At 69.2% G+C, this 6,967-nt stretch carries 7 protein-coding genes; all 7 read left to right on the forward strand.

Translation table 11 applies throughout. From position 1 onward, the window contains the following. Positions 1 to 18 precede the first annotated feature (18 nt). The 7 genes from ACZ59A_RS20520 to ACZ59A_RS20550 are packed head-to-tail and all read left to right on the forward strand — an operon-like array spanning position 19 to position 6,842. Entirely contained in the window at positions 19 to 489 is a 471-nt protein-coding gene (locus tag ACZ59A_RS20520; RefSeq protein ID WP_470960507.1) for an SRPBCC family protein, read from the forward strand. Between the two features lie 30 nt (positions 490 to 519). Next, positions 520 to 2,022 carry a flavin-containing monooxygenase gene (locus ACZ59A_RS20525; RefSeq protein ID WP_470960508.1) on the forward strand — a complete coding sequence of 501 codons (1,503 nt, stop codon included), beginning with the start codon at positions 520 to 522 and terminating at the stop codon, positions 2,020 to 2,022. Further along, a complete protein-coding gene (locus ACZ59A_RS20530) occupies positions 2,023 to 2,700 on the forward strand; it encodes a methyltransferase (RefSeq protein WP_470960509.1) in 678 nt (225 codons plus the stop codon). Positions 2,701 to 2,741: 41 nt separating this feature from the next. Then, positions 2,742 to 4,286: a class I adenylate-forming enzyme family protein gene (locus tag ACZ59A_RS20535; protein WP_470960510.1), complete on the forward strand. Its 1,545-nt coding sequence runs from the start codon at positions 2,742 to 2,744 to the stop codon at positions 4,284 to 4,286. 12 nt (positions 4,287 to 4,298) lie between these two features. Then, positions 4,299 to 5,261 (forward strand): UbiA family prenyltransferase, encoded by a 963-nt coding sequence (locus tag ACZ59A_RS20540; RefSeq protein ID WP_470960511.1) that lies wholly within the window; start codon positions 4,299 to 4,301, stop codon positions 5,259 to 5,261. A 55-nt stretch (positions 5,262 to 5,316) separates the two neighbouring features. After that, positions 5,317 to 6,291 carry an NADPH:quinone reductase gene (locus ACZ59A_RS20545; protein ID WP_470960512.1) on the forward strand — a complete coding sequence of 325 codons (975 nt, stop codon included), beginning with the start codon at positions 5,317 to 5,319 and terminating at the stop codon, positions 6,289 to 6,291. 23 nt (positions 6,292 to 6,314) lie between these two features. Then, on the forward strand, positions 6,315 to 6,842 hold the full coding sequence (locus ACZ59A_RS20550; protein WP_470960513.1) for a PPOX class F420-dependent oxidoreductase: 528 nt from the start codon (positions 6,315 to 6,317) through the stop codon (positions 6,840 to 6,842). Positions 6,843 to 6,967 lie beyond the last annotated feature (125 nt).

Below are 6,967 nucleotides of genomic sequence, written 5' to 3' on the forward strand. Positions count from 1 at the left end.
GGAAGGTAGTGTGACGTCATGGTCAAGGTGGAGAAAGAACAGACTATCGCCTGTACACCGGAAGCCTTCCTCGACTTCGTGATGGACGTCGAACGCTACGTCGAAGTCGATGACAAGGTCGGACCGATCTCCTGGGTGCGCAGGAGCGGTAATCTCCTCGAGTTCAAGTTCCAGCCCAAGCTGCCCGGGCTGTCCCTTCCGGAGCCGAAAGCCGTGGCCCAGATGCGGCTCACTCCGGGATCGTCCATCGACATCCGGCTGGCGCCCTTGCCGCTGAACAAGTTCAATCACCGGATGGCCGAATTCAGCGCCCGGTTCTCCTGTGTGCCGGTGGACGGCGGCATCCGGGCCACCCGCATGATTTCCTTTCAGTTCAATCCGGTCACCCGCTGGATGCTCGACCCGGTTCTGCGGCGCACCCTCCCCGGATCGGTGGAGCGGGAACTGCGGCTGAGCAAGGAGATTCTGGAACGGGCCGCGAGCGGCTAGCCTCCGGGGCACGACGACAGGGGGAAACCCATGGCGATATCGGCGGACGACGACACCCCGGCCCCGGCCGGGGAACAGCACGCGCATGTCATCGTGATCGGCGCGGGATTATCGGGCATCGCCGCCGCGGTCAAATTGCGGCGCGGCGGCATCACGGACTTCCTGGTGCTGGAGAAGGCCGACCGGGTCGGCGGCACCTGGCGGGAGAACACCTATCCGGGATGCGCCGTCGACATCCCCTCGTCGATCTATTCCTTCTCCTTCCACCCCAATCCGGGCTGGAGCAGGAATTTCGTCGGCCAGCCCGAGCTGCTTTCCTATATCGAGGACACGGTGGAGAAGTTCCGGCTCGCCCCGGCGCTCCGCTTCGGCACCGAGCTGCTGGAGGCCGCCTGGTCCGAGGAGCGGCGTCGCTGGGTCCTCGACACCAGCCAGGGGCGCTTCGTCGCCCAGCACGTCATCTTCGCCTCCGGGCTGCTGCATGAGCCGACCGTGCCGTCCCTGCCCGGCCTGGACGGATTCCCCGGCGACACGTTCCACTCGGCCCGCTGGAACCACGACGTGGACCTCACCGGCAAGCGGGTCGCCGTCATCGGCACCGGCTGCTCGGCCATCCAGCTCGTGCCGGAGATCCAGCCGCACGTGCGCGAGCTGTACGTCTTCCAGCGCACCGCCGCCTGGGTGATACCCCGGCTCGACTTCCGGGTCCCGAAGCCCTTGCGGCGGCTCTTCCGGCACGTACCCGTCACCCAGCGGCTGTTCCGCGGCGTGTGTGACGGATTCCTGAAGACACTGGCCCTGGTCATGCGCCGCCGAAGCGTCGCCCGGCTGCTCACTCCGGTCGGCAAGGGGCTCCTGCGGCGCCAGGTGCCCGACCCCGAGCTGCGCGCCCAGCTGACCCCGGACTTCACCGTCGGCTGCAAGCGGCTGCTGCTGTCGAACACCTACCTCCCGGCCCTGACCCGGCCCAACACCCGGCTCGTGCCGCATGCCCTCGCCGGGGCGGACGGCCGCGAGCTGATCGCGGCGAACGGCGAGCGGGTGGAGGTGGACGTCGTCGTCTTCGGCTCCGGCTTCGAGATGCGCCATCCGCCGATCGCGACACGCATCCGGGGACGCGACGGCCAATTGCTGTCCGAGACCTGGAAAGCGAAAAGCCCTGAGGCATATCGGGCCACCACCCTGCCCGCCCTGCCCAACGCCTATCTGCTGCTCGGCCCGAACATCGTGATGTACAACTCGCTGCTCGCCCTCGCCGAGGTCCAGCTCGACTACGTCGTGGACGCGATACGCACCGCACGCGCCCGGGGCATCGACGCGCTGGAGATCCGGCCCGAGCCATTCCGCTCGTTCAACGACGAGGTGCAGCGCGGCCTCGCCTCGACCGTCTACAACACCGGCGGATGCAGCAGCGTCTATCTCGACGAAAAGGGCAAGAATTTCGTCACCTGGCCATGGTCCACCAAAAGGCTGCGCAACGGCCTGGCCCGATTCGACATCGAGAACTACGCGACGACCCCTGCGGAGCGCTGAATGTACGACTACACCCAGCCCCTGAGCCGGAGCGAGGCGAGCCGGGCCAAAGTGCGGCAGCAGACCGATATCCAGGTGGGCGGCCAGAAATGGACGCTGCTGCCGGATGTGTTCTCCCCGGCGGACTCGAAGTCCAGCCAGGCCCATCTGTCCCTGCTGGACTTCCCGGCCGGTGGCACGTTCCTCGAAATCGGCTCCGGCATCGGACTGATCGCCGTGCACGCCGCGCTCGCGGGCTGCCGCGCCGTATACGCCACGGATCTCAATCCGGCGGCGGTGAAGAACACCGAACTCAACGCCGAGCGCTTCGGCGTCGAGGACCGGGTCACCTCCGTGCACAGCGATCTGTTCAACGCGCTCCACGACGCACCCGCGTTCGACGTGGTCTACTGGCATTCCAACAATGTGTGGGCGCCGCCGGAACTCGATCTGAGCGCCCATGAACTGGCCTATGTCGACCCCGGATACGAGGCACACCAGCGGTATTTCCGCGAGGCGAAGCATCATGTCGCGCCCGGGGGACGGGTGCTGATCGCACTGAGCAGCCGGGCCGGTCGCGCCGAGCTGGACGAGCTGGCGGCGGCCGAGAAGCAGCGGCTGATCACCGTCGACTCCACCACCGTGGACGAGCCGGAAGGCCCCGTGGTCTACGAACTGCTGGAAGTCGTCCCCTCGTAGGACGCCCCTCGTAGGGGAATCGTAGGAGAAGAGGCCCACCCTTGATCTTCGACAAGCTGCTGAGTCTGCCCAGTGACGCCGAGCCCTGGATCGTCGACCACCAGCCGATCGCCGTCACCGCCGAGGACGAGAAGGTACGGCCGGGCGATGTCGCCGACGCCGCCGCCCGCGGGGCGACCGCCCTGCGCGCCCACGGCATCGAGCCGGGACGGCGGTGCATCGTCTGGCTGGAGTCCCCGACCGACATCATCGTCGCCTACGCGGCCATCACCGCCCTCGACGCCGTGCCCATCCTGATGAGCCCGACCCTCTCCGGCCCGGTCGCCGCCTCGATGGTGGAGAACGTCTCCGGCATCACCGCCGTCCTCTCCACCGACGACCGGCTCGCGGCCAGCGAGAAGACCTTCCCGGACATCGGCACCTTCATCGACTGGCGCGACATCGCCGCCGAACTCCCCGCCCACAAGCGGATATCCCGGCCCCGCGAGGTCGCCTCCGACGCCGCGTACGTGGTCGTCCACACCTCCGGCACCACCGGCACCCCCAAGCTGGCCGAATGCTCCGGCGCCAGCATCCAGTTCAACGCCCGCGTCCAGGCCGTCATCCACTGGGCCTCCCGGCTGGACGGCCATCTCGCCCTCGCCATCTCACCCGTGCACGGCCGGACCGTGGTCGGCATCCTCGCCGCCCTCATGCGCAAGGCGCCGCTGCTGCTGCTGGAGGACGACTCCCCGGACAACGTGGACCGGATGCTCAAGCGGCACCGCCCCACCTATCTGGAGACCCACCCCAACACCTTCCGCGCCTGGCAGCACCTCGCACCCGGCGGCGCGTTCCGCTCGATCCGCTTCTTCGGCGCCGGATTCGACGTCATCCACCCGGACACGGTCAGCGCCCTGCTGAAGGGCTCGGACCACCGCTTCGCCGTCTGCGTCGAGGTCTACGGGCAGAACGAGACCGGGCCCATCGCCATCCGCAGCCACCTCAAGGGCACCCAGAAACCGCTGCGCGCCCTGCGCCGGCTGCGCCGCGCCAAGCTGCTGCGCGGCCACCCGGCCGGGCCGCGCTTCCCGTTCTGCCGGGTCCGCATCGTCGACGACTCGGGGCGGCCCGTCCCGTCCGGCACCCCCGGGCGCATGGTGGTCAAGACCCCCGGTGTCTTCTCGGGATACATCAACCGGCCCGATCTGACGTCCAAGAACTATCCCGACAAGCGCTGGTGGGACACCGGCGACTGGGGCACCAAATCGCGCACCGGGCGCATCACCCTGATCGACCGCCAGGTCGACAAGGTCTCCGGAGCCATCAGCGGCATCGGCATCGAGGACATCCTGCTGGAGAAGTTCCCCGAGTTCCTGGAACTCGTCGTCCTCGCCATGGACGGCACCCTCCAGCCCGTTCTCTCCCTGCGGCCCGGCACCGAATTCCGGCGCAAGGCATGGGAATCCGCGTCCCGCCGGCTCGCCACCATGGCCGAGCCCGTCATCATCCCCGACGGGGAATTCCCCCGTACCGTCACCGGGAAGATCAAGCGGGAGCAGCTGAAGAAAACGCTGGCCGAACGCAGCCTTCCGCTGAGCGTCTGAGGGAGGGTGTCCATGACCGCCACCAGCGCGTCCGGCACGACGACCGGCACGACCAGGATATCGACCGGCGCCAAGCTCATCGGCTACGTCCAGCTGGGCAAGGTCCGGATCTACCACCACGCCTACGGCTGGATCCTCGCCCTGCTCCTGCTGCGCCTGGACGGCCGGGTCGGCGGCGACACCGCCGCCGCGCTCGCCCTGACCCTGCTCATGGTGTGCGCCACCCAGTGGAGCGGCGGCGCCGCCGATGACCTCGGCGGCTTCCGGGACGGCAGCGACGCCCGCAACTACGCGGGCCGCCCCGCCTCCACCGTCGCCAAGAAGCCTCTGCTCACCGGGGTGCTGACGGACCGCGAGGCGGTCCGGTTCGGCGTCCTGATGTGGGTGATCGCGATCGCCGCCGGGCTCGGGGCCGTGGCCAGCCTGGGCGGCGACGCGCCGCTGGCCGCGGTTCTGGTGATGCTCGTGGGGCAGATCGCCTCGGTCCAGTATTCGATCGGACTGAAACTCAGCTATCTGCCCGGCGGGCTGGAAGCCACCATCTTCTACGTCATCGGGTGCATCGGCCTGGTGCCGTACTGGCTTATCGCCGGTCACGTCACCACCGAATCCCTGATCACCAGCGCATTGGTCGGACTGTGGTTCCTGCTGATCGTGTCCTACGGGAACGCGTCCGACAAAGAAGGCGATTCCGAGGTGTCCCGCTACACGATGGCGGTTCTGCTGCCGCCCAGGGGATTCAAGGTATTCCTCACCCTGCTCTTCGCCGCCAGCGTCACCCTGCTGACCCTGCTGTTCACCACCACCCGATTCGATCCGCTGCTCGGGCTCACCGTCGTGCCCGTCGTCGTACTCCACGCCGTACAGCTCTATTACGGTGCCGGAAAGGAAGAGTGGCGAAAGGCGCGTTTCATCGGGCTCAGCTCGGTCGACCTCGGCTGTCTGGGCCTGGCACTCGCCTTCGTTCTCGCATAACTCGCAAGCCCGGCCCCGAACGGCCCCGACGGGAGAGCGCGCAGTGAACGGCGATATGACGGCGGCCTACATCACCGGCTTCGGCGGTGCCGACGACATCCGGACCGGGCCGCTGCCCCGCCCCGTACCCGGCCCGGACGAGGCGCTCGTCCGGGTCGAGGCGGTGGCGGCCAACCATGTGGACACCTTCGTCCGCTCCGGCGCCTACGCCACCGAGGTGACCTTCCCGTTCGTCATCGGACGCGACCTGGTCGGCACCGTCGAGACCCCCGCCGGGACCTTCGCCCCCGGCGACCGCGTGTGGTGCAACAGCCTGGGCCACGACGGCAGACAGGGCTCCTTCGCCCAGTACGCCGCCGTACCCGTGGACCGGCTCTTTTCCCTGCCCGCGGAGGCCGACCCGCTACGCGCGGTCGCCGTCCTGCACACCGCGGGGACCGCGCACCTCGGCCTGTTCCGGGATGCCCGGCTCCGGGCGGGGGAGACGGTCCTCGTCGAGGGCGCGGGCGGCGGCGTGGGCAGCGCCGTGATCCAGCTGGCGACCGCGGCCGGGGCGCGCGTCATCGCCGTCGACCGCGCGGAGAACGCCGAGTGGTGCCGTGCCTGCGGGGCGGACCAGGTCCTCGACCGCGCCGCCCCGGACACCCCCGCCGCGGTCCGCCGCCTCGCCCCGGACGGGGTCGACGTGGCATGGGACTGCTCCGGGCGCCATGACCTCGAAGCGACGATCCCGCTGCTCGCCCGGGGCGGCCGCGTCGTCCTGATGGCCGGGATGCGGGCGCGCGCCGTGCTGCCCGTCGGCGCCGTCTACACCCGCGACATCAGCCTGCACGGCTTCGCCATCAGCAACGCCTCGGCGGCCGACCTCGCGGCCGCCGCCGAGGACATCAACCGCGAACTGGCGAGCGGCCGACTGCGGGGCAGGGTCCGCGCCGAGCTTCCGCTGACGGAGGCGGCGCGGGCCCACCGACTGCTGGAGGGCCGCGCGGCCACTCCCGGCGGCCCGGGCCGCATCGTGCTGATCCCCTGACCGAGAAGGAAGGAAGGCCGTACGTGCTGCGTCTGCTCAGCAAGGAATGGTGGGAACAGCGGTTTCTGCGGATGTACGACTCCTGGCGGGACCCGGTGACCTGGCATGTCTCGGTGACCCCGAACGGCCCCGGTGACCTGCGGCAGTTCAGGCGCCGCCGGTTCGCGCTGCTGGTCACGTACAAGCGCAGCGGCGACCCCGTGCCGTCGGCGATGTGGTTCGGCCTCAAGGACGGCCGGGCCTATCTGCGCACCGGCTGCGACTCCTGGAAGGTGCGGCGGATGCGGAACAACGACCAGGTGCTGTTCGCGCCGTCCAACATCCGCGGCAAGCCCAAAGGCGCCGTCATCCCGTGCACGGCGCGCATCCTGCAGGACGAGGAGAAGCCGCGCGCCGCGAAGATCATCGTGGACTCCTACGGCGCGGGCCGGAAGCTGTACGACCGTACGGTGGCCACGGTGTACGAGGAGGCCGCGTACATCGAGATCACGCCGAACGCCCTGTTGAAGGCCGAGGCCGAAAGGACACAGGCCCAGCGGGCCCGCGACTGAACAGAGGAAAGCGGCGCCGGGGGGGGGGGGGGGGGGGGGCCGGGGGGCCCCGGCGCTTTTTGTTGTTCTTTTCTTTCTTCCCTGGACCCCCCTTTTTTTGGCGCTCCCCTAGGGTTTTGGGGTCC

It is taken from the genome of Streptomyces sp. NPDC040405 (assembly GCF_055595765.1).

What these genes read in the sequence shown, in the direction of transcription:
- ACZ59A_RS20520 (WP_470960507.1), top strand. Translation starts at nt 19, where the DNA reads ATGGTCAAGGTGGAGAAAGAACAGACTATCGCCTGTACACCGGAAGCC.
- ACZ59A_RS20525 (WP_470960508.1), top strand. Translation starts at nt 520, where the DNA reads ATGGCGATATCGGCGGACGACGACACCCCGGCCCCGGCCGGGGAACAG.
- ACZ59A_RS20530 (WP_470960509.1), top strand. Translation starts at nt 2,023, where the DNA reads ATGTACGACTACACCCAGCCCCTGAGCCGGAGCGAGGCGAGCCGGGCC.
- ACZ59A_RS20540 (WP_470960511.1), top strand. Translation starts at nt 4,299, where the DNA reads ATGACCGCCACCAGCGCGTCCGGCACGACGACCGGCACGACCAGGATA.
- ACZ59A_RS20545 (WP_470960512.1), top strand. Translation starts at nt 5,317, where the DNA reads ATGACGGCGGCCTACATCACCGGCTTCGGCGGTGCCGACGACATCCGG.